This window comes from Mycobacterium sp. 852002-53434_SCH5985345 (genome assembly GCF_001667155.1).
Classification (GTDB): Bacteria; Actinomycetota; Actinomycetes; order Mycobacteriales; family Mycobacteriaceae; genus Mycobacterium.
Map to the genome: position 1 here is coordinate 15536 of NZ_LZIE01000030.1, position 26874 is coordinate 42409.

At 66.4% G+C, this 26874-nt stretch carries 30 protein-coding genes; 17 read left to right on the top strand and 13 right to left on the bottom strand.

What is annotated here, in order from left to right:
* Positions 1-21: 21 nt before the first annotated feature.
* On the bottom strand, positions 22-2940 hold the full coding sequence (locus A5756_RS06570) for an RND family transporter (protein WP_066949260.1): 2919 nt from the start codon (positions 2938-2940) through the stop codon (positions 22-24).
* Entirely contained in the window at positions 2937-3368 is a 432-nt protein-coding gene (locus A5756_RS06575) for an MmpS family transport accessory protein (RefSeq protein ID WP_066949263.1), read from the bottom strand. Before A5756_RS06575 ends, A5756_RS06570 begins: the two co-directional genes overlap by 4 nt.
* A 233-nt stretch (positions 3369-3601) precedes the next feature.
* Here A5756_RS06575 and A5756_RS06580 point away from each other — a divergent pair, with 233 nt between their 5' ends.
* The 4 genes from A5756_RS06580 to A5756_RS06595 all read left to right on the top strand — a co-directional run bounded on the left by A5756_RS06580 (position 3602) and on the right by A5756_RS06595 (position 5772).
* A complete protein-coding gene (locus tag A5756_RS06580; protein ID WP_066949265.1) occupies positions 3602-3886 on the top strand; it encodes a metal-sensitive transcriptional regulator in 285 nt (94 codons plus the stop codon).
* 29 nt (positions 3887-3915) lie between these two features.
* Positions 3916-4530: a DsbA family protein gene (locus A5756_RS06585; protein ID WP_066949268.1), complete on the top strand. Its 615-nt coding sequence runs from the start codon at positions 3916-3918 to the stop codon at positions 4528-4530.
* Between the two features lie 41 nt (positions 4531-4571).
* Entirely contained in the window at positions 4572-4970 is a 399-nt protein-coding gene (locus A5756_RS06590) for a DUF302 domain-containing protein (RefSeq protein ID WP_066949271.1), read from the top strand.
* A 346-nt stretch (positions 4971-5316) separates the two neighbouring features.
* Complete coding sequence (locus A5756_RS06595; protein WP_066949274.1) at positions 5317-5772, top strand: MaoC family dehydratase; 456 nt, start codon at positions 5317-5319, stop codon at positions 5770-5772.
* 72 nt (positions 5773-5844) lie between these two features.
* Here A5756_RS06595 and A5756_RS06600 read toward each other — a convergent pair whose 3' ends face one another.
* Positions 5845-7182 (bottom strand): acyl-CoA dehydrogenase family protein, encoded by a 1338-nt coding sequence (locus A5756_RS06600; protein WP_156659294.1) that lies wholly within the window; start codon positions 7180-7182, stop codon positions 5845-5847.
* Positions 7183-7219: 37 nt separating this feature from the next.
* Positions 7220-7918, bottom strand: coding sequence for a GAF and ANTAR domain-containing protein (locus A5756_RS06605; protein WP_066949277.1), 699 nt, complete (start codon positions 7916-7918; stop codon positions 7220-7222).
* A 159-nt stretch (positions 7919-8077) separates the two neighbouring features.
* Between A5756_RS06605 and A5756_RS06610 the strand changes: the two genes are divergently transcribed.
* The gene (locus A5756_RS06610) at positions 8078-8974 is read left to right on the top strand and encodes a manganese catalase family protein (protein WP_066949280.1); all 897 of its coding nucleotides are present in this window, start codon (positions 8078-8080) and stop codon (positions 8972-8974) included.
* Between the two features lie 52 nt (positions 8975-9026).
* Here A5756_RS06610 and A5756_RS06615 read toward each other — a convergent pair whose 3' ends face one another.
* Both A5756_RS06615 and A5756_RS06620 read right to left on the bottom strand, forming a co-directional pair.
* Positions 9027-9605: a hemerythrin domain-containing protein gene (locus A5756_RS06615; RefSeq protein WP_066949283.1), complete on the bottom strand. Its 579-nt coding sequence runs from the start codon at positions 9603-9605 to the stop codon at positions 9027-9029.
* A gap of 160 nt (positions 9606-9765) precedes the next feature.
* Positions 9766-10851, bottom strand: coding sequence for a F420-dependent hydroxymycolic acid dehydrogenase (locus tag A5756_RS06620; RefSeq protein ID WP_066949286.1), 1086 nt, complete (start codon positions 10849-10851; stop codon positions 9766-9768).
* Positions 10852-10917: 66 nt separating this feature from the next.
* On the opposite strand from A5756_RS06620, the gene A5756_RS06625 reads away from it, so the two are divergent.
* Complete coding sequence (locus tag A5756_RS06625; RefSeq protein WP_066949288.1) at positions 10918-11523, top strand: GNAT family N-acetyltransferase; 606 nt, start codon at positions 10918-10920, stop codon at positions 11521-11523.
* Positions 11524-11570: 47 nt separating this feature from the next.
* Positions 11571-11975 (top strand): hypothetical protein, encoded by a 405-nt coding sequence (locus A5756_RS06630; protein ID WP_066949290.1) that lies wholly within the window; start codon positions 11571-11573, stop codon positions 11973-11975.
* A gap of 40 nt (positions 11976-12015) precedes the next feature.
* Here A5756_RS06630 and A5756_RS06635 read toward each other — a convergent pair whose 3' ends face one another.
* Entirely contained in the window at positions 12016-12663 is a 648-nt protein-coding gene (locus A5756_RS06635; RefSeq protein WP_197503788.1) for a TetR family transcriptional regulator, read from the bottom strand.
* Positions 12664-12759: 96 nt separating this feature from the next.
* Between A5756_RS06635 and A5756_RS06640 the strand changes: the two genes are divergently transcribed.
* Genes A5756_RS06640 through A5756_RS06655 form a run of 4 tightly spaced genes read left to right on the top strand, consistent with a single transcriptional unit; the run spans position 12760 to position 16609 of the window.
* Complete coding sequence (locus A5756_RS06640) at positions 12760-13863, top strand: ferredoxin reductase (RefSeq protein WP_066949302.1); 1104 nt, start codon at positions 12760-12762, stop codon at positions 13861-13863.
* Positions 13864-13888: 25 nt separating this feature from the next.
* A complete protein-coding gene (locus A5756_RS06645) occupies positions 13889-14995 on the top strand; it encodes an acyl-CoA desaturase (RefSeq protein ID WP_066949306.1) in 1107 nt (368 codons plus the stop codon).
* 52 nt (positions 14996-15047) lie between these two features.
* Positions 15048-15572: an SRPBCC family protein gene (locus A5756_RS06650; RefSeq protein WP_197505386.1), complete on the top strand. Its 525-nt coding sequence runs from the start codon at positions 15048-15050 to the stop codon at positions 15570-15572.
* Positions 15572-16609: an LLM class flavin-dependent oxidoreductase gene (locus A5756_RS06655; RefSeq protein ID WP_066949309.1), complete on the top strand. Its 1038-nt coding sequence runs from the start codon at positions 15572-15574 to the stop codon at positions 16607-16609. The genes A5756_RS06650 and A5756_RS06655 overlap by 1 nt, the downstream gene beginning before the upstream one ends.
* A gap of 11 nt (positions 16610-16620) precedes the next feature.
* Here the strand turns inward: A5756_RS06655 and A5756_RS06660 are convergent, their stop codons facing one another.
* Together A5756_RS06660 and A5756_RS06665 are read right to left on the bottom strand one after the other, a co-directional pair.
* A complete protein-coding gene (locus tag A5756_RS06660; RefSeq protein WP_066949312.1) occupies positions 16621-17733 on the bottom strand; it encodes a DUF1214 domain-containing protein in 1113 nt (370 codons plus the stop codon).
* Positions 17730-18305 (bottom strand): TetR/AcrR family transcriptional regulator, encoded by a 576-nt coding sequence (locus A5756_RS06665; protein ID WP_066949314.1) that lies wholly within the window; start codon positions 18303-18305, stop codon positions 17730-17732. The genes A5756_RS06660 and A5756_RS06665 overlap by 4 nt, the downstream gene beginning before the upstream one ends.
* Positions 18306-18333: 28 nt before the next feature.
* Between A5756_RS06665 and A5756_RS06670 the strand changes: the two genes are divergently transcribed.
* Positions 18334-19569 (top strand): sulfotransferase, encoded by a 1236-nt coding sequence (locus A5756_RS06670; protein ID WP_066949317.1) that lies wholly within the window; start codon positions 18334-18336, stop codon positions 19567-19569.
* A gap of 29 nt (positions 19570-19598) precedes the next feature.
* Positions 19599-20489 (top strand): alpha/beta fold hydrolase, encoded by an 891-nt coding sequence (locus A5756_RS06675; protein ID WP_066949320.1) that lies wholly within the window; start codon positions 19599-19601, stop codon positions 20487-20489.
* Between the two features lie 12 nt (positions 20490-20501).
* On the opposite strand, the gene A5756_RS06680 is transcribed toward A5756_RS06675, so the two are convergent.
* From A5756_RS06680 to A5756_RS06690, 3 genes are read right to left on the bottom strand one after another with little or no spacing between them, the layout of a single operon-like run.
* A complete protein-coding gene (locus tag A5756_RS06680; RefSeq protein WP_066949323.1) occupies positions 20502-21545 on the bottom strand; it encodes a zinc-binding dehydrogenase in 1044 nt (347 codons plus the stop codon).
* Positions 21546-21549: 4 nt separating this feature from the next.
* A complete protein-coding gene (locus A5756_RS06685; protein WP_066949331.1) occupies positions 21550-21762 on the bottom strand; it encodes a molybdopterin-binding protein in 213 nt (70 codons plus the stop codon).
* 40 nt (positions 21763-21802) lie between these two features.
* Positions 21803-22414 carry a TetR/AcrR family transcriptional regulator gene (locus A5756_RS06690; RefSeq protein ID WP_066949334.1) on the bottom strand — a complete coding sequence of 204 codons (612 nt, stop codon included), beginning with the start codon at positions 22412-22414 and terminating at the stop codon, positions 21803-21805.
* A gap of 130 nt (positions 22415-22544) precedes the next feature.
* Between A5756_RS06690 and A5756_RS06695 the strand changes: the two genes are divergently transcribed.
* Positions 22545-23870 carry a cytochrome P450 gene (locus A5756_RS06695; protein ID WP_066949337.1) on the top strand — a complete coding sequence of 442 codons (1326 nt, stop codon included), beginning with the start codon at positions 22545-22547 and terminating at the stop codon, positions 23868-23870.
* A 15-nt stretch (positions 23871-23885) separates the two neighbouring features.
* Here A5756_RS06695 and msrA read toward each other — a convergent pair whose 3' ends face one another.
* Complete coding sequence (msrA, locus tag A5756_RS06700) at positions 23886-24398, bottom strand: peptide-methionine (S)-S-oxide reductase MsrA (RefSeq protein WP_066949340.1); 513 nt, start codon at positions 24396-24398, stop codon at positions 23886-23888.
* 72 nt (positions 24399-24470) lie between these two features.
* On the opposite strand from msrA, the gene A5756_RS06705 reads away from it, so the two are divergent.
* Genes A5756_RS06705 through A5756_RS06715 form a run of 3 tightly spaced genes read left to right on the top strand, consistent with a single transcriptional unit; the run spans position 24471 to position 26865 of the window.
* Positions 24471-24977 carry a nuclear transport factor 2 family protein gene (locus A5756_RS06705; RefSeq protein WP_066949509.1) on the top strand — a complete coding sequence of 169 codons (507 nt, stop codon included), beginning with the start codon at positions 24471-24473 and terminating at the stop codon, positions 24975-24977.
* Positions 24974-25999, top strand: a complete 1026-nt coding sequence (locus A5756_RS06710) for an NAD-dependent epimerase/dehydratase family protein (protein ID WP_066949343.1) — start codon at positions 24974-24976, stop codon at positions 25997-25999. The genes A5756_RS06705 and A5756_RS06710 overlap by 4 nt, the downstream gene beginning before the upstream one ends.
* 20 nt (positions 26000-26019) lie before the next feature.
* Positions 26020-26865 carry a class I SAM-dependent methyltransferase gene (locus A5756_RS06715; protein WP_066949512.1) on the top strand — a complete coding sequence of 282 codons (846 nt, stop codon included), beginning with the start codon at positions 26020-26022 and terminating at the stop codon, positions 26863-26865.
* The last annotated feature ends 9 nt before the right edge of the window (positions 26866-26874 follow it).

Consider the following 26874-nt stretch of genomic DNA (forward strand, 5'->3'; position numbering starts at 1 on the left):
ATCTTGCCGCGACCCTGGTCGTTACCTCGCCGTCGACGCCATCGTTTTTTCGGGCTTGGTGATTGGCGCGTCGGCCTCCTCGCCGAGCAGGAGGGAACGAACGAGGCGACGGGGTCCGAAGGGCCGCAGCATGGCGCTGGCGGGGCGGGGCCGCACGCGCATCGGCCACCAGAACCACCGCCCCAGCAGCGCCGCGATCGACGGCGTCATCAACGAGCGCACGATCAACGTGTCGAACAGCAGGCCGAGACCAATCGTGCTGCCGGCCTGGCCGATTGAGCGCAGGTCGCTGGCGACCATCGACATCATGGTGAAGGCGAAGACCAGGCCCGCCGAGGTGACCACGCCACCCGTCCCGCCCATGGAGCGGATGATGCCGGTCTTCAGTCCGGCTCCGATCTCCTCCTGGAAGCGGGAAACCAGCAGCAGGTTGTAGTCGGATCCGACCGCCAGCAGGATGATCAGCCCGAATACCGGTGCGATCCAGTTCAATTCCAGTCCCAACAGGTGTTGCCACACCAACACCGAGAGCCCGAAGGCGGCACCCAACGAGAGCAGCACCGTGCCGACGATCATTAGGGATGCGACCAGCGCACGCGTGATGATCAGCATCACGACGAAGATCAGCGTCAGCGCCGCGAGCCCCACGATCAGCAGGTCGTAGTGGGAGCCCGACTGGATGTCGCGGTAGATGGCCGCCGTGCCCGCGAGGTAGAACTTGGCGCCCGTCAGGGTCGTACCCTTCACCGCTTGATGTGCGGCGGCCAATTCCGGCATGACCGCCGAGATGCCCGCAGGCGTCGCCGGGTCCGCGTCGTGGGTGATGATGAAGCGGGCGGCCTTGCCGTCCGGCGACAGGAAAAGCTTCAGGCCGCGCTGAAAGTCGGTATTTTGGAATGCTTCCGGCGGCAGGTAGAAGTAGTCGCCACTGCGGGAAGCGTCGAAGGCCTGACCCATCGCGCTCGCCGTGTCGGTCATCTGCCCCATCTGGGTGACCAGACCGGAGAAGCTGCTGTGCATGGTGAGCAGAGTCCCCTGCATCGACTGGGCGACGGCGATAATCGGCGGGAACTCGGCGAGCATCTGGGGCAATATCGCGTCGACGTTGTTCACGTCATTGATCAGGGTGCTCATGTTCTCGCTGAACTTGTCCACACCGTCGATCGCCTCGAACACCGACCTCGCAGCCCAGCACACCGGGATGTTGAAACAGTGCTGTTCCCAATACAGATAGCTGCGGAACGGCCGAGCGAAATCGTCGAAATCCGCAAGGTGGTCGCGCATCTCGTCCAGCGTGGCCTGCATCTCGTGCATGTCGCCGACCATGTGATGGGTTGCGCCGCTCATCTGCCCGACCAAGCCCTGCATCCGCTGCATCGAGACGATCATGGCGCCAAGGTCGTCGCTCATCTTGAGCATGTCGTCGGTGCGGTCCCGCATGAACTGCAGGTTCTGCTGGATCGGGATCGATTGGGCGCTGATCTGGAAGGGTATGGAGGTGTGCTCGATAGGGCCGCCCAGCGGCCGGGTGATGCTCTGCACCATCGCGATTCCGGGTGAGCGAAAGATGTCTTTGGCAAGCCTGTCGAGGATGATCATGTCGCCGCTGTTCCGCATGTCGTGATCGCTTTCGATCATCAGGATGTCGGGATTCATTGTGGCGGCGCTGAAATGGCGCTCCGCTGCCGCGTACCCGACGCTCGACGGGAGGCCGCGGGGTATGTAGAAGCGGTCGTTGTAGCTGACCTTCATGCTCGGCATGACGAGAATGCCGACGATCGCTATGACCAGCGAGGCCGCGAAAACCGGACCGGGCCAGCGCACGGTGGCGGTGCCGATGCGCCGCCAGCCGCGCGTCTTGATCATCCGTCTCGGGTCGAGCAGGCCGAACCGGGTTGCCACCGCGACGACGGCGGGGGCCGCGGTCATCGCTCCCGCCACGACGACGAGCAGGCCCAAGGCGGACGGAATGCCCAGTGCCTTGAAGTACGACAGGCGCGCCAGGTGCAGGCAGAACGTAGCACCGGCGATCGTCAATCCCGAGCCCAAGATGATGTGTGAGGTCCCGCGAAACATCGTGTAGTAGGCGGTTTCTCGGTCTTCACCGGCCTGACGCGCCTCCTGGTAACGCCCGATGAGGAAGATCGCGTAGTCCGTGCCCGCCGCGATCGCCAACGAGGACAGCATCGCAACGACGAACGTCGAGAATCCCAACAGCTCGTTGTTTCCAAGCAGCGCGACAAGCCCCCTGGCCGTGCCCATCTCGAAGCCGACCATGACCAGGACCAGAAGAACCGTGCTGACGGAACGATAGGCGATGAACAGCATGATCATGATGACCACACCCGTGACGCCCATCATCTTGAACATGCTCTTGTCGGCGGCCTCGTTCATGTCCGTGTTCAGGGGGGCCGGACCGGTGACGTAGACCTTGAGTCCCTTGGGGGGCTCTGACTTGTCGACGATCTTCCGCACCGCGTCGACCGAGTGGTTGCCCTGGGTGCTGCCCTGGTTGCCGGCCAGGTTGAGTTGGACGTAGGCGGCCTTGCCGTCGCGGCTCTGGACACCGGCGGCGGTGAGCGGATCGCCCCAGACGTTCTGGACGTGCTGCACATGCTTGGGGTCTGCCTGCAGCTTGCGCACCAAGGAGTCGTAATAGCGGTGCGCCTCGTCGCCGAGCTGCTTATCGCTCTCCAGGACGATCATCGCGATGCTGTCGGAGTCCGACTCGTGGAACGTCGCTCCCATGCGCTTGGCTGCGATCATCGCCGGAGCGTCCTGGGGCGACATCGTCACCGCGTGATTGCGTGCGACCGACTCGATCGGCGGCACGAGCACGTTCAGGGCGACGGTGAGTAATAGCCAGCCGATGATGATGGGCCACGCGAACCTGCGGACGAACCGCATGAATTTCGGACGGGCCTCGGTATCGGTGTTCATGCGGCCTTCACCAGACAGGAAGTTTGGGCGTGGCGCCCGGCCGAGGAGCGCTGGTCCTTGACCACACCGTTGACGGTGATGCGGCACCCGATGTTGTCGCTGTCGCCTTGCGCCACAACACTGGCGATCACGGCGGGCACCGTCGTCGTGACCGTGAAGGTCCACGGCAGCGTGGCGAAGTCCACCTGTTCCGGCTGCGCGTTGTTGTCGAGGTAGCTCGCGGTTCCCGTTGTGCCGCTGGGGCCGTAGACCTCGTAGGTCACTTGCTTGATGTGCGAGGGTTCGAGTGGTTCGGCGCTGCGGCCCGTCGCGGTGAAGATCGCGTCGGACCCGAAGACGCCGCGGAGCCGCTCGACGGCAATGCCGCCGAGGGCGACTGCCGCCACGACGACCAACGGCACCCACGCCCGTCTGAGAAACGTGGACAATGACGTTTCCTTCCCTCGTGACCTGGTCGTTCTGGTACGGAGTCTCAGCCCGCATCGCCCCAACGAATAGGGCCATTTGGCCCGCACCTGAGGGCCAGCGGGCACACGTCGCGCGTGTTCGCGTGACCGGTACCCAAGAGTCGCGGCATCAACCGCAACTCAATTCGTACCATACCCCCCGGGGTATTATCAATCGGCCCGGTATACCCCGGTGGGTATGGTATGAAGGAGTCATGGCAAACGAAGTTCACGACCCCGGCGACATGGATGCCGTCCTGGCCCGGTTGCGTCGCGCACACGGTCAGCTCGGCGGCGTCATCGCGATGATCGAGCAGGGCCGCAGCTGTAAGGACGTCGTTACCCAACTGGCCGCGGTATCACGGGCGCTGGATCGCGCCGGCTTCAAGATCATTGCCTCGGGGCTGCGCGACTGCATCGCCCGACCGGAGGGTAGTCCCACCGAGAGGCCGGCCGTGTCGATCGATGAGCTGGAAAAACTGTTCCTGAGCCTGGCCTGACGGCCCGGTGCCGACGAGAGGGAAGCGCAATGAACCCTGCTGACAGCGGTCGAGCCGGATCGACGGTCACACTCTGGTTGGACCCGGTGTGCCCGTTCTCGTGGAACACCGCACGGTGGCTTCGCGCCGTTGCCGAGAAGACCGGCATGGCTGTCGACTGGCAGCTGATGAGTTTGGCGGTGCTCAACGAGGGGCGAGAACTTCCGGCCCCTCAGCAGGCCCGCATGCGCGACTCGCAACAAGTTGGCCGGCTGATGGCCGCCATCGCGCGCGAAAGCGGCGCCGCAGGATGGACCGCCGCGTACTTCGCGTTTGGTGAACGGTACTTCGACGGCTCCGAACCCCTTGACGACAGTCTCGTCGCCCACGTGTTGACCGCCGCCGGTGCGCGAGACACCACCGCCGCGGCCACCTCGGACACATCGCTGGACGACGTCGTGCGACGTGGACACCAGGCGGCGCAAGACGCGCTCGGCGAAACCGGGGGGAGCCCGATCCTGCGGATCGACGGGCACGCGTTCTTCGGGCCGGTCCTGACCGCGGTGCCCGACGCCGCGGACTCGATCGCCGTATTCGATGCGGTCGCCACCTTGGGTTCGGTTCCCCAGTTCGCCCAGCTGCAGCGGCCACGCGCCGCCGCCTAGCGCCACACGTCACAGATGAGAACCGGAAAGAGGAGAAAACGATGACTGCAGGGCTGACCACCACGTTGCACACCTCGTTCGACGACGCGGTGAAACGGACAACGGAAGCTCTGGCCGAACAGGGCTTCGGGGTGCTGACCACGATCGACGTCAAAGCCACCCTGAAAAACAAACTCGGGGAGGACATGGAGGACTATGTGATCCTGGGTGCCTGCAACCCGGTGTTGGCGCATCGCGCGCTGGGCATTCACCGCCAGATCGGCCAGTTACTGCCGTGCAACGTCGTGGTTCGAACCGACCCCGCCGGTAGCGATGCGGTTCTCGTCGAAGCGATGGACCCGCAACTCATGGTTAAGGTGACAGGCGAGCAGGGGGCCCTGCAGGAGGTTGCGGATCAGGCCACCACCAAATTGCAGGCCGCGATCGGCGCGCTTCGGTAACCGATTCGCTGTGGTCCATGGGGTCAGCCTTGCTGGCTCCGCGCTTCGGCACCCGTTTCCCCGGCATCGAAAGAATCGTCGGGACCAGCCGCTCCCACGTACGAGCCGTCGGCCTCTCCGGCCGCGGCGCGTGACCGTGACTCGTGAGCCTCCGGTTCGACGTCGGACTCTGTCTTGTGGCCCTTCGGCTCCCCCATTTGCTTCCTTCCGGTGCGGGTCGTGACTTCCGACGGGTTCCCCGCGTATGCGCCGCCAAACCGGATCGTGCGTGCGGCGGGCCGGGATGGCTGATCTGGCACCAGGACCCCGGCGCTATTCTTAGCGCCCGGACTCAAGGAGAACCTCTATGCGCACCTTCGAATCAGTAGCCGAACTCGCGGCCGCTACCGGCGAAACCATCGGCCACAGCGACTGGGTGACCATCACCCAGGAAGACGTCAACCTGTTCGCCGACGCGACCGGCGATCACCAGTGGATCCACGTCGACCCGGAACGCGCCGCCGCCGGTCCCTTCGGTGGGACGATCGCCCACGGTTTCATGACCCTGGCCCTGTTGCCGCGCCTGCAGCACCAGATCTACACGGTCAACGGCATCAAGCTCGCAATCAACTACGGCCTCAACAAGGTTCGCTTCCCCGCCCCGGTTCCGGTCGGCTCCCGGGTGCGCGCGCAGACGTCGCTGGTCGGTGTCGATGACATCGGAAACGGCGCCGTGCAGGCGACCATGTCGACGACCGTCGAGATCGAGGGTGCGCCAAAGCCGGCGTGTGTGGCCGAGTCCATCGTTCGCTACGTGTCGTGACCTCCTGCCGCGAAACTTAAACTACGGCAGCGCTTTACGGCGTGTCGTGCGCGTGATTTAAGTGCAGCCGGGTCAGAACTCGGCGACGGAATGCTCGAGCCGCTCGGCCAGCCGCGCTTGGGCTTCCGCGCGCCTGGTGGGTATGTGCGCGGACGGGAATGGCGTTGTGACCGGCTGGTATTCGCGCAAGGTGCGGCGGGCCACCGTCATCTTATGCAGTTCGGTGGCGCCGTCGGCGATGCCCAGCGACTCGGCCGCCACCATCATCTTCACGAACGGCATCTCATCGGAGACGCCGAGCGCGCCGTGCAGGTGCATGGCCCGTTGCACGACGTCATGCAGCACCTGGGGCATGGCCACCTTGACCGCCGCGATGTCGCGGCGCACCTTCTGGTAGTCGTGGTGCTTGTCGATCAGCCACGCGGTGCGCAACACCAGCAGCCGGAACTGTTCGATCTGTATCCAGCTGTCGGCGACCTTCTCCTGGGTCATCTGAAAATCGGACAGTCGCCCGTGCCGCGTCTTTCGGGACACGGCACGTTCGCACATCATGTCAAAAGCGCTGCGCGCCAGAGCGATCGTGCGCATCGCGTGGTGGATGCGCCCGCCGCCGAGTCGGGTTTGCGCGATCATGAACGCCTGACCCTCGCCGCCCAGCACGTGGTCGGCCGGGACGCGCACGTCGGTGTAGCGGACATACCCGTGGCTGGCGCGCGCCGACGACTCGGCTCCCACGCCCACGTTGCGGACGATCTCGATGCCCGGTGTCTCGGCCGGGACGATGAAAAGCGACATCTTGTCGTACGTGCGCGACTCGGGGTTTGTCACCGCCATGACTATGAAGAACGAGGCGTGCTTGGCGTTGGTGGAGAACCACTTCTCCCCGTTGATCACCCAGTAGTCGCCGTCGCGGGTAGCGGCGGTGACGAACTGTCCGGGATCGGAACCGCCCTGCGGCTCGGTCATCGAATAGCACGAGGTGATCTCGCCGTCGAGCAGCGGTTGCAGGTAACGGGCCTTCTGATCGTCGGTGCCGAACATCGCCAGGATCTCGGCGTTGCCCGAATCGGGCGCCTGGCAGCCGAACACCGACGGCGCCCAGCGGGAACGGCCGAGGATCTCGTTGAGCAGCGCGAGCTTGACCTGGCCGAAGCCCTGGCCGCCGAGCTCCGGCCGCAGATGCGCGGCCCACAGGCCCTGATCCTTCACCTGCTGCTGCAACGGCCGCAGGATCGCCATCATCTCGGCGTTCTTCTTGTCATAGGGGTCGAGAGCGACCAGATCGAGCGGTTCGAGCTCGTCGACCATGAACTTTTCGACCCAGTCGAGCTTTGCCTGATATTCCGGGTCCGTTTCGAAGTCCCACACGGTGGCCACCCGTTCCCCGGCGCTGCGTCGCGCCGGACTCATCGATGAAGCCACCCCATCGTAGATGGCGGCGGCGGGGTCAGTCTTCGCGGCGAGTATCGATGACACGCTGCGCGATGTCGGCGAGCTTGACCTGGCTCTCCTGGGATAGCTGACGGAGCAGGTCGAACGCGCGCAGTTCGTCCACGTTGTAGCGCTCCATGATGATGCCCTTGGCCTGGCCGATCCGGTCGCGCGTCGACAGGGCCGATTGCATCTGCTGCCCGTGGCGGCTGGCCATGATCGCCGACGCCGCGTGTGCGGCGAAGATGGTGCCGATGGTTTCGGCCTCGGTGTCCCAGACGTTGGCCTTATGGCTGAACAGGTTCAGCGCTCCCGCCGTGCGCTCGGCGGTATACAGCTTGAACGACAGGCTGCTCAGCACGCCGCGTTCCACAGCCGCCGGCGCATAATTTGGCCAGCGGGGTTCATTGCGGAGGTCATCGGTCCGCACGATCGTCTGTTTCAGGGCGGCGTCGTGGCAGGGCCCCTCATTGAAGTCGTGTTGTAGCTTGTCGAGCTCCGCAGCCAGGCTGTCGGTGTCGGCCACCGATTCGAAGTCCCCGCCCCCCTTGATCAGCAACACCCCGGCGACGTCCGCGGCCGGTATCAGCGCTACGGCGGTGTTGGTCACGTCGTTCAGGACATGAGCGAGCGAGCGCGGCGCGGCGGTGTCGCGGGCCAGTTCGGCCATGCGCACGGCCAACTGGTGCCGGGCATTCGGGTCCGATAACTCCATAGGACCGGATTGTCCACTATGGCCGCCGTCGCGTCACCCGCACACCGGTCCGCGGCGCTGGGCGGCCCGCGCCGGAAGTTGCTGTCACCGCCGTTTGGCGGCAAAGGCCGCGGGTACCCGGCGAAACCATAACCTTCTCGACAAGCCAAGGGAGACCAAGTGTTCGTACACAACAAAGATCTTCAATTCGAGGTCCGCGTCGACCGGCCGGACCCGCGGTTCGCGACGTTGCTGATGGACCAATTCGGCGGCGCCAACGGCGAACTCACCGCCGCGTTGCAGTACTTCACTCAGGCGTTCGTGCTGCGGCAGAAGAACCCGAAGATGTACGACCTGTTCATGGACATCGCGACCGAAGAACTCAGCCACCTCGAAATGGTCGGATCGATGATCACCATGTTGCTCGACGGGCTCAACGACAACCTCAAGATCGCCCACGAGAAATGCGACTGGATGCCGGCGGTGGCCAGCGGCGACGGCCGGGACAGCATCATCCATTCGGTATCGGTCAACCCGCTGTTCCTGGTGCTCAGCGGCGGTGGGCCGGACGTCAAGGACTCCGGGGGAAACAACTGGACCGGCGCCTACATCGATGCCAATGGTGACCCGACGGTCGACCTGCGCAACAACATCGCGGCCGAATCGCGCGCGAAGATCGTGTACGAGTACCTCAAGCAGTACACCGACGATCCCGGCGTGCAGGACACCCTCAACTTTTTGATGACCCGCGAGGTGACGCACTATCAGCAGTTCACCGCCGCGCTCAATGAGCTTCCGGTGAACTTCCCGCCGGGGCAGTTGCCGGGCGACCCGCGCTTCCAGAACGTCGCGTTCAACATGTCCAACGGTGGCGGCGAATCGATTCGCGGCCCGTGGAACGAGGGCCAGGGGCCGTGGCCGAAGGGCATGTCATGGGAGTACGTCGAGAAGCCCGAACAGCAGTGGCTCGGCGGCAGCACTCGCCAGAACCAGGGTGCACAGCAGAACCCGCAGGGCTCGCCCGCCATCAAGGCCGAGAAGCCCTTCACGCACGAACAGCACGTTCCAACAAGCTAATTGGGACAAAGAGGCCGGGCGCTGAGGATCCAGCGCCCGGCCTTCAAGTCTCCTACTTGACCTGCGGGTCCGGCGGGTTGTCGTCCGCACGGCCGGTCAACGCGTCGCGCACGTGGTCGACGATTGCCGCCCCCAAGCCCATCGTCTTGAGCACGGTGGGGTTTGGCGGGGTGTCCGGATGGGGCCGGGTCGGCGCGATTTTCTTTGCCTGCTCCAGCTTTTCGCCGATCTTCTCCAGCTCTTCTCGGCTGATCGCCAGCTCCACCTGCGGCCAGACCACGTCCTGCTCGTACGCGATGTGTTCGCGGCCCGCGCGCACGAACTCCTGCAGCGCCTCGTGATAGTCCGGCTCGCCGGGCTTGCCGTCCTCGAGCCGCTGCAACAGCTGCTTGCCGGCCTGCTCCTGCTCGATCGCCTTGTCGACGAGTCCGTCGCCTAGCGCGTCGCGGACCGCCGGCCAAAAGAATTGCTCCTCAATGGCTTCGTGCTGCGACTCGGCGATGATGAGGTTGTTCACCATCGTTTCCAGGCCGCTCGCCTCGGCGCCCGAGCCCGACGGCGCCCCGTCGAGCGTCTCGAACAGACCGAGGACACTCTTGTGGTCCTGGCGAAGAAAAGTGATTGCATCCATGCCTTGCCTTCCAGTTGGGCTTGTCACTCGAAGTGGCCTGCGGATACCCGGGCCCGGGGCGTTGAAACTGCTGCCAGCGGCGCAAACTCCGGTGCGGTTGCGGCAAAACACCGTCGTTTCAACCGGTCTCGTCGGGGTAGGCGGTCGAGTCCAGGTCCGTCTAGTGCAACTGGGGCAAGACGTTGGTGCGGTAGAAGTCGATGGCCGTCAGCGGATTGCTTTGGGGGAAATGCAGAAACGGCACGGCGCCGGCGTCCAGGACCGCTTGCACCGCCTTGATGTGGGGGGCGGGGTCGGTGCCGACGGTCCAATTGGCCAGCACCTTGTCGATGGGATTGACCGCCGCGGCACGCTGTATTTCGACTGGATTCGGCTGGTCGACGGCGCCGGCGGTGAAGCGCCATAGGCCGGCGGCCGTCGTCGCCTCGGTGTTATCGCCGACGACAGCGAACAGCTCCGCGCGCTTGCCCAGGCTGCCCGGGTCGCGGCCGGAGGCCTCCGCACCGGCGCTGAATGCGGCCACGAGTGCGGGGTTCGTGACATCCCGGGCCTGACCGATCCAGCCGTCTCCGTATTGACCGGCCACAGTTGCGCTCTTGGGTCCGCTGGCCGCCACGAAGATCGGGGGCGGTGTGGACGGTGTGTCGTATAGCTTCAGCGCGTTGGTCTGAAAGTACCGGCCGGCGAACGAGGTTCGCGATCCGCTCCACAACTGGCGGATCAGGTTGATTGCCTCGACCAAACGGTCGTGGCGTTCGGCATATTTGCCGAACGCGGTTGTGGTCGCCTGTTCGTTGAGCCGTTCCCCGGTACCGACACCCAGGAACACCCGGCCGGGGCTGAGGATCGCCAGCGAGGCGAACGCCTGTGCCACCACTGCCGGGTGATAACGGTATGTGGGGCAGGTGACTCCGGTGCCGAACGCGATGCGGCTGGAGACGTTGCCCACCAGCGCCAGCGTCAGCCACGGGAACATCGAATGGCCTTCGTTGTCCTGCCACGGCTGAATGTGGTCGCTGGCCCAGACATACTGAAAGCCGGCCTGTTCGGCCGCCTGCGCTTGTGCCACCAGCTGGTCGGTGCGGAACTGTTCGTGCGAGAGCACCACGCCCACCCGCTTGACCGCGGGCGGTGGCGGGGCGGCGGGTGCGGCGTGGTCGTTACCCGGGCGCCCGCAGCTGGCTGTGCCGAGCATGCCCGCTGCGGCGGCCATCCGCCCGAATGCGCGACGCGAAACGCCGGTCACCGCCCTAACGTACCCGCTGCTCCGGTCATGACACCCGGATGTGGCTCACCCGCTAGCCTGACTCGGGTGACTCCCCAGCCACGCCCGGCGCGCAAGGCCGATGTCCGCGAGCTGTCGCGCACCCTGGGCCGGGCCTTCTACGACGACCCGGTGACGACCTGGCTGCTGCCCGACCCGAAGGACCGGGCCGCCAACCTGCACCGGTTGTTCGCAACGATGACCCGCCACCACCATCTGGGCTGCGGCGGCGTCGAGGTGGCTTGCGCCGGCCCGGACATCGGCGCGGCGGCGCTGTGGGATCCGCCGAATCAGTGGCGCGAGACCCGGCGGGGCGAACTGGCGATGATTCCGACGTTTCTGCGGGTGTTCGGCCTTCGTACCGCGAGGGCGCGCGGCCTGCAGGAGCTCATGAAGCGCATGCATCCCGAAGAGCCGCACTGGTATCTCGCCGTGATCGGGAGCGACCCCTCGGTCCGCGGGCAGGGCTTCGGGCAGGCGTTGATGCGGTCGCGGCTGGATCGGTGCGACGCCGAATACTGTCCGGCCTACCTCGAGTCGAGCAAGCCCGAAAACGTGCCGTACTACGAACGTTTCGGCTTCACGGTGACCCGCGAGATCGTCGTCCCCGATGGCGGTCCCACCATGTGGGCGATGTGGCGGTCGCCGCGCTAGGGGCGGGTTGCGTTTAGCCCCCCGATCCCGCGGGCAACCGTTCCCGCATGAGCGAAAACCCCCAAGCCGACGAGCTGGTGGATCCTGCGGACTTCCCCGAGGAGGGCGGTCCCGGTGACACGTTGAACGCGAGCGAAGGTACCGACTCCGACGAGTTGCACAACGACGACGGCGACGTCGTCGTCGACCCGCCCGAGGGCTGGAGCGAAGCGAACCGGTTTGGCATGACCGCGCGAGAAGAGCGTGAGGGCGAATCGCTGGATGCCCGGCTCGCGGAGGAGGAACCGGACATCTCGCCCGACTTGCCCGGGGAGGGTGTGGACGCGCTCGCCGACGGTCCTCCCGGACGCGCCCATCGGGGCCAGATCGATGGAGCGCCCGAAGACGGCCAGTCGCTGTATGAGGTCGTCGATGAGAACAGGGCGCCGGATTTCACTCAGACGACGGACTGAGGTAGCCAGTGTTCGACTGTTCACTCCAGGTGCGGCGCGACTAAGGCTTGCTCTTCCAGCCGGCGATGCCGATGGCGATCATCCGCAACTGCTTGACGGCGAGCCGCCGAATGTCTTCCAGCGTTTCGGCGCTCTGCGAATCCTCGATCGCCTCCGCGATCACGATCATCGCGTTGACGAACAGGGTCGCGAGCACGTTGAGATCTTCGGTGGTCCACTCGTGCAGCCGTGGAAAGCGCGCCAGGTCGGTGGCCAACTCGGACGTGATCAACCGGATCTCGGTGCGGATGGCGTAGCGCAGCACGCTGAGCCCGCTGTTGCGTTCGCGAGCAATGAATCGCCAGTGTTCCCGCCGCTGCGCGACACTGGCGACCAGAATTTCGACTGATGATTCGATCACCCGGTTCGGGTCGAGCTTGCCGGCACGCGCGTCACGCAGGGTGTCGCGCAGGCTTCGGAATGACTCGTCGATCAGAACCAGCCCAAGGGCCTCCATCGACTCGAAGTGGCGATAGAACGCGGCCGGCACGATCCCGACCTCACGGGTCACCTCACGCAGGCTGAGACTGGAAAAGCTGCGGTCCTGCAACAGCTTGAGTGCCGCGGCGATGATTGCGCGACGGGTCGCCTCCTTGCGCTCCTCACGCGACCGACTTTCGCGCGAGCGCTCGCGACCAGAACCGCGCACCCGTGAGCTAGGAGTACGGCTGTTCACTATGTGAACCCTACCACAGACCTGCGGAAACCCTTGACTGACCGGGGGGTATGGTCCCACGGTGTACATATGTTCACTCAAACCGCTCAGACTTCGGGTCGAACTTTCGCTCGGACTTTTCGGAAGCGAGTCTTGGGTTCAGACCTTCTCGATCTCCTCACCGGCCCGCACGGCGTCGACCGGTACACCGAGCTGGTGGCGCCGACCTGGACGCTGGGGGAGGCCCGCGCCAAGGTGATCGAAGTGCGCCGCAGCGCCGCGCGCAGCGTCACCCTCACCCTCGCTCCCAACGACAGCTTCGCATCCGCCCATACCGTCAAAGCCGGCCAGTACGTCAACCTCACCGTCGAAATCGACGGCCGCCGGCACACCCGCTGCTATTCCCCGGCCAATGCCGAGGGGGCCGCCCACCTCGAGCTGACGATCGGACAGCACGACGGCGGGCTGGTCTCGAACTACCTGTACGAACACGCCCGGCCCGGCATGGTGTTCGGTCTGGCCGGCGTCGGTGGCGACTTCGTGTTGCCGCAGCCGGGGCCGAAAGGACCCCGCCGGATCTTGTTCGTTTCCGGCGGAAGCGGCATCACCCCGGTGATGGCCATGGTGCGCACCCTGGTCGCCGAGGGGCACCCCGGCGAGATCGCGTTCATCCATTACGCACGAAACGCGGGCGAGGCGTGCTACCGCGACGAACTCGCGACGCTGCCCGGCGTCCGGGTGCTGCACGGCTACACCCGAGCCGAGGGCGGCGACCTCACCGGCCGATTCGACGCCGCGCATCTGGCCGCCGCGATGCCGTCACCCGATGCTGTGTTCGTCTGCGGGCCAACGCCTTTGGTCGACGCCGTCCGAAAGCACTGCGACAACGTCTACACGGAGAGCTTCGTGCCACCCTCCTTCGAGGCGCCGGCCAATCCCTCGGGGGGGCGGGTTACGTTCTCCGACAGCGGAGTCGATGTCGTTGACGACGGACGTTCGCTGCTAGAACAGGCGGAATCGGCCGGCCTGTCACCCGAAAACGGCTGCCGGATGGGCATCTGCCACACCTGCACGCGGCGGAAGACCGCCGGCACGGTGCGCAACCTGATCACCGGCGCGGTCTCGACCGGCCCCGACGAGGACGTGCAGATCTGTGTGTCCGTCCCGGTCGGCGATGTGGACCTGTCGCTTTAGCCCAACCAACCCTGGAGGAAAAGCCATGACACAGAACAAGATCAACCTGACCCCCGAACAGGCCGACGCATTCGGCCGCGAACTGGACGCCATCAGGGAACGCGTGATGGCCAGCCTCGGCGCTGAGGACGCCGACTACATCCGCCGCGTCATCAAGGCCCAGCGGGCGCTGGAAGTCGGCGGCCGCGCGCTGTTGTTCCTGCCGCCCGCCTGGCTGCTGGGAACCACGATGCTGGGGTTGTCGAAAATCCTGGACAACATGGAGATCGGCCACAACATCATGCACGGCCAATACGACTGGATGCGTGACCCGAACATCTCCGGCCGGTCCTTCGAGTGGGACACCGCGTGCCCGGCCGATCAGTGGCGCCATTCGCACAACTACATGCACCACACCCACACCAACATCGTGGGGATGGACCGCGACATCGGTTACGGCATCCTGCGGATGAGCGAAGACCAGCGCTGGCAGCCGTACTTCCTGGGCAACCCGCTCTACGCCTTCTTGCTGATGGTGTTGTTCCAGTACGGCGTCGCACTGCACGAACTGGAAACCGAGCGAATCCGCTCCGGCGAAATCGAGTTGGCCGACAAACGAGACGTGCTGCGCGCGATCTGGAAGAAGACCCGTCGGCAAACGCTCAAGGACTACGTGGCCTTTCCGTTGCTGGCCGGTCCCTTCGCGCCGTTCGTCTTCACGGGCAACCTCTCGGCCAACCTGATGCGCAACGTCTGGTCCTACATGATCATCTTCTGCGGCCACTTCCCGGACGGCACCCAGGAATTCACCGTCGAGGAGACCAAAGACGAGTCGCGCGGCCAGTGGTACTTCCGCCAGGTCCTCGGTTCGGCAAACCTCACCGGTGGCAAGCTCTTTCATCTGCTGTCCGGCAACCTGTCCCACCAGATCGAGCACCACCTGTTCCCGGACATGCCGGCCCGGCGCTACGCCGAGATCGCACCCGAGGTGCAAGCGATCTGCGAGCGCTACGGCATCCCCTACAACCGCGGCCCGCTGCTGCGGCAGTTCGGCACCGTCGTCCGCAAGATCGTCCGGCTCACCTTCCCGGACTCGGTCCTGCGCAAGTCAAGCTCCGACCGGTCGGCCGATCCGGTGCCCACGGCCGCCTGACAGCCGCCCACGGCCCCCGCACCTGAGCCGGGCATTCACGTGCGGGGGCACAATGGGCTGCGTGGAATGGACCGGCGCGCGGTATGCGGACAAACCGACGGTGGAGGCATCGACATGGATCGATGCGGAGCCGGCCCGGGTGTGGAGCCTGGTCTCCGACATCAAGCTGATGCCGACGCTCAGCAACGAGCTGCAGGCCGTGGAGTGGGCCGAGGGTGCCGACGGCCCGCGCGTGGGCGCCCGCTTCATCGGGCACAACGAGCACGACGCGTTCGGGAAATGGACCACCACTTCGCAAATCGTCGCGTGTGACGAGCCACGCGAATTCGCCTGGGCCGTCGGGGAACCCGACAACCCCGCGGCGATGTGGCGGTTCCGGCTGAACTCCCGCGATGGCGGCACGGCGCTGAGCTACTGGATGCAGATGGGTCCGGGACGTTCGGGGCTGTCGGTCGCCATCGAATCGATGCCCGACAAGGAACAGAAGATCGTGTTCGTGCGGATGCGCGAGTTCGAGGCCGCGATCGGCAAGACGCTCGCGGCGATCAAGAGACTGGCCGAGCACGGGGTGCGCTGATGCGCACCGCCACCACGGTCGAGTTTTCGAGTGCCGGCCGGGACACCGCGGCCTTCGTCGTCGAGGCGGAGAAGCTGGGCCTCGATGTGTGCTGGGTGGCCGAGGCCTGGGGCTCCGACGCGCCCTCGGCCCTGGGTTACCTCGCGGCGCGGACCGAACGGATCCTGCTGGGCTCGGGCATCCTGCAGGTCGGCGTTCGATCGCCCGTCATGGTCGCGCAGACCGCCATCACGCTATCCAACCTGTCGGGTGGGCGTTTTCTGCTCGGGCTGGGCGCGTCCGGTCCCCAGGTGATCGAGGGCTTGCACGGCGTCTCGTTCAGCGCGCCGCTGGCCCGCATCTCCGAAACCGTCGACATCGTGCGGAAGGTGTTCACCGGGGACAAACTCTCGTACTCGGGCAAGCAGTTTCAGATCCCGCTCCCCGGCGGCGAAGGGGTGCCGATGCGGTTGTCGACCCGGCCCGAGCATCCCATTCCGATCTACCTGGCCGCGTTGTCTCCGGCCATGCTGCGGTTGACGGGGCGGGTCGCCGACGGGTGGCTGGGCACCAGCTTCGTCCCGGAGGGCGCCGGCGCCGCCTACTTCTCGCATCTCGACGAGGGCCTGGCCGCCGCCGGCCGCTCGCGCGCCGAGGTCGACATCTGCCAGGGCGCCGAGGTTGCGTTCGCCGCGGACGAGGATGAGCTGCACGCCATGGTCGCCGGCCGCAAGAAGGAGCTTGCGTTCAGCCTGGGCGGGATGGGGACATCGAGCACGAACTACTACAACCAGGCCTACAGCCGGCAAGGCTGGGCCGGCATCGCCGCCGAGGTGCGCGAGCGCTGGCAGCGGGGCGACCGCGACGGCGCGGCCGCGTTGGTGACCGACATGGTGTTGGCCACCACGCTGATCGGCACCGAGGAGATGGTCCGCGCGCGGCTTGCGGTGTGGCGCGACACCGGCGTGAACACCGTGCGGCTGTACCCGGCCGGCGACACACTGGAGGCGAAGCTTCGCACGCTCGGGCGCGCCATCGAGTTGGTTCGCGAAATCTGAGTGCCGGCGGGCTAGCTGGTCTCCGTCGGCGCCTGTGCCACCTTCACCAGTTCCACCTCCGGCCGCTCCGGCACCCCGTCGGCGAGAAACCACCGGAAGGCGAGGTTACCGCGGGGATAGCCCAGCGTGGTCAGCGAATTCGGGTGGCCGGTTCTATCGCCGGACAAGACGATCGTCACCGAGCGGTCGCTGTTGAGAGCGGCGCTGTGGCCGTTGATCGAACAGCGGGCGTCCGGGCCCTCGGCGGCGCCGAAGGTGGCCATGAATTGGTTCCACACCACCAGGTTCCAGAACCTGCACGCGGGCGGTCGGTGCGTGATCACCAGCGCTTCGTCGTCAGCGAGCACAAAGCTGCCATATGAGTAGCAGGCGTCGCGGGCCGACCAGCCGAAGTTTGCGTCGGGAACCTGATAGGGATCGGCGAATTGATTTGCCGCGTGCGCGGTTTCGTGCCCCAGGGCATGGTCGTCGTCGGCACGTGTCCCTACCGTCAGCGGCACGATCGCGAACATGGTGCGCAACCAGGTTGCGACCGCCCGCAGGCTCGCGGCGGTCTCGGCGTCGCCGTGCCGAATCGGCTCCGGATCGTCGAGCGCCTCGATCCGCCAGGTGACGGGGTGGCCGGTCAGCGGGTCGGCCTGGTAGTCGCGGGTCATCAGCACGGCGGCGTCGGGGGTGGGGCCGAGTTCGAAGGCGAAGTCGCCGTTGGCGGCCACGTCGAGATCGCTGTCGCGGACGATCGCGACCACCCGGTCGGACCACGCGCCCGGTGACGGCTCGTTGTAGGCGGTCACCGAAAAGTACACGCTGTCACCGCGATTGCCGCTGATGCGGTAGCGGCGCTTCGGGTCGACCGGACACATGAAGTAGTAGGCGTCGGTGTTGTCGCCACCCCAGCGGCGGTCGCGGCGGAACGGCGTGTTCACCGCGACGAACTGGGGTCGGCCGGGCTCGGGGAAGAGGTAGGCGTCGAATGCCACGCCGAGGGTGCTGGCGAGCATGCGATAGCCGTCGGCGATGTGGCGGTCGTCGGTCACCGCCCGGTCTCCCGCCAGGAAGGAGCGGTCCAGGGTGCCAAGGGTGGCGAGCAATTCCTGCCACGCGGCCGTCGTTTCGTGCGTCATGCGCGGATTCCCTTCAGGAGCAACGTGGTTGTGCGATCGACCCAGGCCTCATCGAGCTCACCGACACGGGTGAGCAGGCCCATCAGGGTGATGCCGGCGATGGCATCGGTGAGTTCGGTGGCGGTCACCTCGGGCCGGACCTCGCCGCGGCCCGCGGCCCGCTCCAGCAACTCGGTCAGGCCGCCGCCGATGACGCCGGCGAATCGCTCCAGCAGCGCCGAGTGCAGGGTCGGGTCCGCGGCCATCTCGCCCACCAAACCCGGCAAGGCCGCCCTGGCGGCCGGCGTCGTCAGGAAAGCCATTGAGCGACAGACCATTTCGCGTAGATCCTCGGGCAGTGAGCCGGTGTCGGGTAGCTCGGTCGCGACACCGATGGGGAACACCGCCTCATGGACCAGGTGCGCCTTGCTCGGCCAGCGCCGGTAGATCGCGGGCTTGCTGGTGCCGGCGCGTTCGGCGATCGCGGAGACCAAAAGCCCGGCATAACCGGTTTCGGCGAGCAGCTCGACCGTCGCGCTGAGCACCGCGCCGTCGATGCGTGGGTCACGGGGCCGGCCAAAATCCACTACCATTACGAAACTGAGAGTAACATAAGTCGCCGTGACCGCCGCCGTTCGCCTCGATGACCTCGCCACGCCCCGCTTCGGCGCCGAGGCGCAACAACTGCTCGACATGATGGCCTCGCTGGCGCCGGACTGCCCGCTGGATGCCGAGGCGTTGCATGCGAGGGCGGCCGCGGACACCGGCCTGGACGACTTCGGTGCGGACGACTATCGCGAACGGCTCGAGGTCTACCTCGCGGCGCTGCGCGACATCGACGGGCTGCACGAGGCCGGGGTGGTGAACTTCTTCGGGCAGCTGCTGCAGTTGCTCAAGAACCGGCTGTTGTTGACCGACCTGGTGCGCCGGCATCCGGAGATCGACGACATCGAGCTGCAGCCGCCGGTGGTGATCGCCGGCCTGCCCCGCACCGGCACCACGCATCTGCACAACCTGCTGGCGGCGCCGCCCACCTTTCGCACCATGCCCTACTGGGAAAGCGTCGAACCGTTCCCGTTGCCGGCCGAGGCCGGGATGGAGCCGGATCCCCGCCGGGCGCGGATGGACCTCGCGGTCGGGTTGATCAACACCGTGATGCCGCACTTCCCGCTGATGCACGAGATGACCACCGAGCACGTCCACGAGGAGATCCAACTGCTCGCCAACGATTTCTCGACCATGCTGTTCGAGACGCTGGCCGACGTGCCGCCCTGGCGCGAGTACTACCAGGCCCACGACCAGACGCCGCACTACGAGTACCTCGCCCGGCAACTCAGGGCCATGCAGTTCTTGCGGGGCGGGCGGCGCTGGCTGCTCAAGTCGCCCCAGCACCTCGAGCAGGTGCCGGTGCTCGATCGCGTATTCCCCGGCAGCATCGTGGTTTTCACGCACCGCGACCCGGTGCCGGTGGCGCTGTCGATGATCGCGATGATCACCTACTCCGCACGCATGCACCGGTCGCCGGTCCCCGTGGAACGGATCGCGGCGTCGTGGATCGACCGCCTCGAGCACATGCTCACCGCCCTGGTCCGCGACCGGGAAACCATCGGCCCGCAACGCTCGGTCGACGTCCGGTTCGACGACTTCATGACCGACGAAATCGGCGTCGCCGAACGCGTATACGCCCTGGCCGGCGAGCCGTTCACCGACGAGGTTCGAACGGCGATCGACGAGTACCTGGCCGGTCACCGCCGCGGCCGGCTCGGCAACATCGCGACGTCCTGCGAGATGTTCGGGTTGGACGAGGCCGACCTGCGTTGCCGCTTCGCGCCGTACGTCGAGCGGTTCCTGGCCTAACCGGCGGCGGGCCGCTACGTTCTCAATTCATGGTCACTATGCCCGCGCTGGACGGTGTCGAACACAGGTATGTCGATCTGGGGAGCGGTGTGACGATCCATGTCGCGGACGCGGGTCCGGCCGACGGGCCGGCGGTGATGCTGGTGCACGGCTTCCCCCAGAACTGGTGGGAATGGCACAACCTGATCGGGCCGCTGGCCGGCGACGGCTATCGCGTGCTGTGCCCCGACCTGCGCGGCGCCGGCTGGAGCTCGGCGCCCCGATCGACTTACACCAAGGCCGAGATGGCCGACGATCTGGCGGCCGTCTTGGATCGCCTGAATGTCAAGGCCGTCAAGCTCGTCGCCCACGACTGGGGCGGGCCGGTCGCGTTCATCATGATGTTGCGCCACCCGGCAAAGGTGACCGGTTTCTTCGGCGTGAACACGGTGGCGCCCTGGGTGAAACGTGATTTGCGCGCGGTTAGGAATATCTGGCGGCTCTGGTATCAGATCCCGATCTCACTGCCGGTCATCGGGCCGCGGATGGTCGGCAATCTCAACTCGAGGGCGAGCCGTCTGCTCGGGTCATGGGTGGGTGGCGGTTTCGCACTGCCCGAGGACGACCTCCGTATCTATGCCGAGTGCATGCGCCAGCCCGGCCACGCCGAGGCGGGTTCCCGGTGGTATCGCAGCTTCCAGACCGGGGAAATGCTGAGCTGGATGCGCGGCGAGTACGCCGACGTCCGCGTCGAGGTGCCGGTGCGCTGGCTGACCGGTACCGAAGACCCGGTGATCACGGCGGATCTGACCGACGGATATGCCGACCACATCAGCGATTTCGAGGTGGAGCTGGTCGACGGCGTCGGCCATTGGATCATCGACCAGCGGCCCGAGCTCGTGCTCGGCCGGCTCCGGTCCTTCCTGCGCGGCGAAGTTTAACCGTCCGGCGCCTCAGGGCTGGACGAGGATACGGATGGGGGTGCCTTGTTGACGCTCAAGCATCTCGATGCCGTGCGCCACGTCTTCCAGGGCGACGATCTCGCTGATCGACCGTGAAAGGTCAAGGCGCCCAGCCGAAACCAGCTTCGCCAGGGTCTCGATGTCGACGTTCTGGTAGCCCAGGTGACCGAGCACCTGCTTGCGGGTCAAGCCGAACAGGGACGTGGGTCCGATGGTCGGAGCCTGCGCGCTCATGCCGACGCCCACCAGGCGGCCGCCCGGGGTGAGCAAATCGAGCGCCTGCTCGAACGTCGCTTTCAGCCCGACGGCGTCGAAGGCCGCATCCAGCAGCCGGCCGCCGGTGACGTCGGCGATCTTGTCCCTGAGCCCGTCGTCACGGGAGTCGAACGCGTAGTCCGCGCCCACGGCCAGGGCACGCTCCAGGACGGCGGGGTTGACGTCGATGGCGATGATCGGTACGGCACCGACCAACCGTGCGAGCTGGACGATATGGGTGCCTAGGCCGCCCACGCCCCACACGCCGACCGACTCGCCGACCGCGACCTTCCCGGTCCGGACGACCGCGCCGAACGGGGTGGACACCGCGTCGGCCAGGATCGCGGCCTGCTCCAGCGGAACGTTGTCCGGTACCCGGGTCAGGCCCGCCGCCTGAGCCACGGTGTACTCGGCCCAAGCCCCGTCGTAAGCGAACGCCATCAATTGGATCCGCAGGCAATTCACCACATCACCGCGCCGGCAGTTCGCGCATTTCTGGCAGGGCCGGCCGGCGGCAACCACGACGCGGTCGCCCTCGGCCCAGCCGGTCACGTCGGGGCCCAGCTTCGCGATGGTGCCCGACGCTTCGTGGCCCTGGATCACCACGGGCCGCTGAGCCGGGAAGGTGCCGTTGATCAGGCTCAGGTCGGAGTGGCAGATGCCGCAGAAGGCGACCTTGACCAGGACTTCGCCGGGACCGGGCTCGGGTATTGGAACGTCTTCGAGCGCAACCCTTTTGGTGTCCGCGTAAAAGCGCTCGGCGCGCATCGTCGTCGCCATGGGGTTAGTCGACGCCGATGGTGACTTCCGTGGACTTGATGAACACGGTTGCGGGCTGCCCGACCTTGAGGCCGAGATCGGTCGCGGCGTCCTTGGTGACCGAGGAGGTGACGACCTGGTCGCCGCCGTCGAGCTTCACCTTCACGATCGCCATCACGGTCCCGAGATCGACCTCGGTGATGGTTCCCTTGAGCTGGTTTCGGGTTGATAGCCGCATCGCGAGGTCCTCCGCTTGGTTGAGGGGTATGCGATGGAGCCTAGTGTCGCGGGCCGAGCAGGGCTATGGAGGCGTCGACGGCCGGCTCGACGATTTCCCGCACCGGCTTTCCGTCTTCGACGGCAAGGGCGGTGAGTTCGCGCAAACCGCCCAGCAGGATGACCGCCAGCGCCGCGGTCAGCGGGGGCAATTCGGCCCGCTGGAACCCGGGGCTGGCGCTGAGGTCGATCAGCAGGCTGGACAGCAGCTGCAGCCCACGGCGCTGCACCGGGCGGGCGGCGGCACCGAGCGACGGAAGCTCCCGGATCCAGCTCAGCGTGATGGCCGGCCGGGATTCGATGTGGCCGACGTAGGCCTCGACGGCCTGACGAATCTGCTGATGCCAATCGGCCTCGGGGTCGACCGCCGCCGCGATGCACGCGCCGAGCTTTTCGTTGTCGGACCCCAGCAGCTCCAGGAAGCACTCTTCCTTGCTCGCGAACTGATCGTAGAAGGTGCGCTTGGACGTCCGGGCGTGACGAACGACGTCGGCGACGGTGCTGGCGCGGTAGCCGCGCTCGGCGATCGAGGTGGTGAGGCCGTCGAGCAATCGGACCCGGAACGGGTCGCCGACAACCGCTTCGTCAGCCGTTGCTGTCGCCGCTGATGTCACGGCCGGCGCCCCTTTCGGTCGGTGCGGCACCCTTGTCAGGTCTGGTACCACAGAGTACCGTATCCTCAAAGGTTCTGGTACACCGCGGTACCACCCCGGGGCCCGGGGGAGAAATGGGGAGTAGTCCGTCATGAGTGAAGCCGTCACCGCCCCACCGGCAACCATGCCCGTCCGGTTGCCCCCCGCGACCAGGCTGCCAAAGCTGTTGCAGGGGTTGGGTTTTGCGATGTCGCGGCGCGGGATGATCCAGCGGCTGGCCCGCAGGCACGGTGACGTCTTCACGCTGAACCTCCCCATCTACGGCCCGGTCGTGGTGGTCGCCGACCCGCAGCTGGCCAAGCAGATCTTCACCACCAGCCCGGACGAGCTCGGCAACATCCAGCCCAACCTGAGCCGGCTGTTCGGCTCCGGCTCGGTGTTCGCGCTCGACGGGGAGGACCACCGCCGGCGGCGGCGGTTGCTGGCGCCGCCGTTCCACGGCAAGAGCATGAAGAAGTACGAGGCGATCATCGAAGAGGAGACCTTGCGCGAGACCGCCGGCTGGCCGGAGGGCGAGGCCTTCCCGACGCTGCCGTCGATGATGCGCATCACGCTCAACGCCATCCTGCGCGCCGTCTTCGGGGCCGAGGGCGCCGAACTCGACGAGCTGCGCCGGCTCATCCCGCCGTGGGTCACGCTGGGCTCGCGGATGGCGACGATGCCGAAACCGCAACGCAATTACGGGCGCTTCACCCCGTGGGGGCGGCTCGACGAGTGGCGCCGCCAGTACGACACCATCATCGACAGGCTGATCGAAATCGAGCGGGCCGACCCGAACTTCGACGAGCGCTCCGACGTGCTCGCACTGATGCTGCGCAGCACCTATGACGACGGTTCCGCCATGTCGCGCAAGGACATCGGCGACGAACTGCTCACGCTGCTGGCCGCGGGGCACGAAACGACCGCCTCCACGCTGGGCTGGGCGTTCGAACGGCTGACGCGGCATCCGGACGTGCTGGCGGGCCTGGTCGAGGAGGCCGACAATGGCGGCCAGGAGCTCCGACAGGCGACCATCCTGGAAGTCCAGCGGGCCCGGACCGTCATCGATTTCGCGGCCCGACGCGTCTATCCGCCGCGCTATCAACTCGGGGAGTGGATCATTCCCCGCGGCGAATCAATCCTGGTGAGCATCGCGCAGATTCACGAAAATCCCGACGTGTTCCCGAATCCGGAGCGCTTCGACCCGCAACGGTACGTCGGGACCAAGCCGTCGGCCTTCGCGTGGATCCCGTTCGGCGGCGGCACCCGCCGCTGTGTGGGGGCTGCGTTCGCCAACATGGAGATGGACGTGGTGCTGCGAACGGTGTTGCGCCACTTCACCCTTGAGACCACGACGGCGCCGGGGGAGCGCTGGCACGGGCGGGGTGTTGCCTACACGCCGAAGGACGGCGGGCGGGTCGTAGTACACCGGCGCTAGGCCGGAACGCGGCGCCTACTGGTCCGCGGTGGCCCGGCGCGGCAGTTTCCAGCCCGGGCGGATGTAGTGGCAGGTGTACCCGCTCGGGTAGTGCTGCAGGTAGTCCTGGTGCTCGGGCTCGGCCTCCCAGAAATCCCCGGCCGGGCTGACCTCGGTCACCACCTTGCCGGGCCACAACCCGGACGCCTCAACATCGGCGATGGTGTCCAGCGCAATCCGCTTCTGCTCCTCGTCGAGGTAGAAAATGGCCGACCGGTAACTGGGCCCGCGGTCATTGCCCTGGCGGTCTTTCGTTGTCGGATCGTGAATCTGGAAGAAGAACTCGAGCATGGTGCGATAGTCGGTGACCGCCGGGTCGTAGACGATCTCGATGGCCTCGGCGTGCGTGCCGTGATTGCGATAGGTCGCATTCGGGACGTCGCCGCCGGTGTAGCCGACCCGCGTCGAAACCACACCTGGTTGCTTGCGGATGAGTTCTTGCATCCCCCAGAAACATCCGCCGGCAAGTATCGCTTTTTGGGTTGCCATTGCTCGTCCTCCTCACGGGTCACGATGCCGCCCAGGCTACACTCCGCCGATGAGCTGCAACGGTGCCGCAAAATGACTACCCGTTCGTTCTCCCGCACCGAACTGGCCGCCGCCTTCGAGAGGTTCGAGGAGACGGTCGCCCGGGCCGCCGAGACGCGCGACTGGGACGCCTGGGTCGAGCAGTACACGCCCGACGTCGAGTACGTCGAGCATGCGGCGGGCACCATGCGCGGCCGCGACGAGGTGCGCGAGTGGATCAAGCAAACGATGACGAGCTTCCCCGGCAGCCACATGGTCGCGTTCCCCACGCTGTGGTCGGTGATCGACGAGCCCACCGGGCGGGTCATCCTCGAACTGGACAACCCGATGCGTGACCCCGGCGACGGCAGCGTTATCAGCGCGACCAACATCACGATCATCACGTATGCCGGCGACGGCCAGTGGAGCCGTGAAGAAGACATCTACAACCCGCTGCGTTTCCTGAAGGCCGGGATGAAGTGGTGCCGCAAGGCCCAGGCGCTGGGCACGCTCGACGAGGACGCCGCGCGGTGGATGCAGCAATACGGAGGATCCCAGTGAGCAGCAAACCCAAATTGGTCATCGGCGCCAACGGCTTTCTGGGTTCCCACGTCACCCGCCAACTCGTCGCGGACGGTTTCCAGGTCCGGGCGATGGTGCGCCCGAATGCCAACACCCGCTCCATCGATGACCTCGAGCTCACCCGTTTTCACGGCGACGTTTTCGATGACGCCACGTTGCGCGAGGCGATGGACGGTGTGGACGACGTCTACTACTGCGTGGTCGACACCCGCGCATGGTTGCGTGACCCCGCGCCGCTGTTTCGCACCAACGTCGAGGGCCTGCGCAACGTTCTCGATGTCGCGGTCAGCCAACCCGACCTGCGCAGGTTCATCTTCACGAGCACCTACGCGACGGTGGGCCGGCGGCACGGGCACGTGGCGACCGAAGACGACGTGATCAGCCCGCGGGGACAGACCCCCTACGTGCAGTCCCGGGTGCAGGCCGAAGACCTGGTGATGCGGTACGTGGCCGAGGCGGGGTTGCCCGCCATCGCGATGTGCGTGTCGACGACGTACGGCAGCGGTGACTGGGGCGGCACGCCGCACGGTGCCTTCATCGCCGGCGCCGTGTTCGGCAAGCTGCCCTTCGGAATGAAGGGCATCCAGCTGGAAGTCGTCGGCGTCGACGATGCCGCGCGGGCCATGATCCTGGCCGCCGAACGCGGCCGCATCGGCGAGCGGTACCTGGTCTCCGAGCGGATGATCGCGTTGAACGACGTCGTGCGCATCGCGGCCGACGAGGCCGGGGTGCCGGCGCCGCAACGCTCGATCTCGGTCCCGATGCTCTACGCCCTTTCCGCGCTGGGCAGCCTGAAGGCCCGGCTCACCGGCAAGGACTCCGAACTCAGCCTCGCGTCGGTGCGCATGATGCGCGCCGAGGCCAACGTGGACAGCGGCAAGGCCAAGCGCGAATTGGGTTGGCAGCCGCGCCCGGTCGAGGAGTCGATCCGCGAGGCCGCCCGGTTCTGGGCCGCCATGCGCAGTCCGCGAAAGACCAGCCCGGCCGCGCAGCCCGAATAGACGCCCGGGCCGTGGACCGAATACGCGTCGATCTCGACGGGCCGCCGCAGACGATGCTGGCGACGCTGTATGCAAAGGCGGTCGACGCCGACCTGCCGAACCCGATTCTGGGCGACCGTTATGCCAAAGAGGTCGTCGAGCGGATCGACTACGACTGGACGAAGACCACTATCACCGCGCGCAATTCATCGTCGGTGACGACTCGCACCGCGCACTTCGACATGTGGGCTCGCCAATTCCTTGACGCGCATCCGAGTGCGGTTGTCCTGCATGTGGGTTGCGGACTGGACGGCCGATATTTCAGGCTCCAGCCGAGCCCGCTGGTGGAGTGGTACGACGTGGACTACCCCGACGTCGCGGACCTGCGCTCCCGGCTCTACCCGGCTGCCCCGCACTGTCACGTCGTCGCCGCGTCGGTAACCGATCCGGCCTGGCTGGCGGAGATACCCGACGACCGGCCCGCGCTGATGCTCGCCGAAGGGTTGACCATGTATCTGTCCCAACAGGACGGCATAGCGCTGCTGCAACGGGTCGTTGATCGCTTCGAACGCGGCGAGCTGCAATTCGACGCGTTCAACCGGACGGGTATCAAGTCGCAGTGGATGAACGCGGTGGTGCGCCGGTCCGGGTCGAAGTTGAGCTGGGGCATCGACGGGCCGGGCGAGATCCTCCAGGCGGTGCACGGCACTCGACTGCTTTCCTGGGTGCGGTGGTTTGAATCAGAGACCTTCGAGCGGCTTCCGCGCATCTACCACGTGATGGGCAGGGTCATGGCAGTCGTTCCGGCCATGGCCAATATGTCCCAATATCACCGCTACGCATTCGGGGTGCCTGATCGGGAAGCGTCGGGCGCCGGCTCGTGTTGAAGCCTTTAT